The sequence below is a fragment of the Tautonia marina genome, from assembly GCF_009177065.1.
Taxonomy (GTDB): domain Bacteria; phylum Planctomycetota; class Planctomycetia; order Isosphaerales; family Isosphaeraceae; genus Tautonia; species Tautonia marina.
This window is the reverse complement of sequence record NZ_WEZF01000061.1, coordinates 1-1,102: the sequence shown is the minus strand read 5'-3', so window position 1 is coordinate 1,102 and position 1,102 is coordinate 1. Positions and strand designations below refer to the sequence as shown.

Here is a 1,102-nt window from a genome sequence, read left to right as displayed (position 1 = left end):
GCCGCCCATACCACCCATGCCGCCCATGCCGCCGCCCATACCACCCATACCGCCACCCATGCCGCCCATACCGCCCATACCGCCCATACCACCACCCATCATACCGCCGCCCATGCCACCCATACCGCCGCCCATGCCGCCCATGCCGCCGAACTGGCCGGTGGCACCGGAGGCGATGAGTCCGGGGGGCAGGACGACGCGGAGCGGAGCGCGGGAGGTGTTGGTGACCGAGACGGTCATGGCGCCTCCCTTGGCCCCTTCGGCCCGCACGGCGATCTGGCCGGTGCGGAGTCCTTCGAAGAGGTCCACGACGGGCAACTCGGGTTGGAGTTGAGCGTCAGCGGGAGATGCGTCGGGAGAGGGTGAGGAAGGGGCCGCGGGCAGAGCGTCGGCGGTCTGTCCGGAGGCCGGCGAGCCGAAGACGAGGAGCGTGCCCGCCATGCTCGCGGTGAGGAACCAGTGCGTGAGATAGGGACGCATTTTTGAGGGAAACCTTTCTGCAGTTGTCGCGATTGCACGCGTTGCCACGGTCGGGGCGATTCGTCCGAACGTGCCTTCCAGCCAGCAGTTGTGCTGGAACAGTCGGACGGTTGATGCTTAGCATATCATGCCGATCGAACGCGGAGGTCGCCTCCGGCTCATCGCCGGATCCGGGGACCCGATCGTTCGGAGTGTACCCCCTCAGACGGTCGGGTCGGGGGCCCTATTCGACGACCCTTTCCTGATCCGATCACCGGATCTTCCAGGGGGCCTTGCATTCGATCGAACCCGGAGAATCAGAGTTCTCTGAACGGCTTCACCCGAGCGGGGCTGGATGGCCTGGGAAGGTTTCCTCAGCCCCTTTGGCTCTGCAAGCGAGGGAGTGCGAGGCCGCAGAGGTTGGAGAAGGCAGCCGACCATCGCGCCGAGTCGGCCACGCGAAACCCGCGCTCGGAGTGGACCGTCGAGAACGGCTGGCCATACAAAATGAAACCGACGCGGTCCCGCACCGGGGCGGGACCGCGTCGGATCAGGCAGACAGGGCCTCGGCTCCACGAGACGGGAGCCGAGGCAGCGAGCCCGAGGGGTCGGGGTTGACGTTGACGGAGAGTCGTCGGTTGAC

At 66.9% G+C, this 1,102-nt stretch carries 1 pseudogene; it reads right to left on the bottom strand.

The window, feature by feature from the left end:
* Positions 1-480, bottom strand: a pseudogene (locus tag GA615_RS27205) (hypothetical protein); the annotation flags it as partial.
* Positions 481-1,102: the final 622 nt, after the last annotated feature.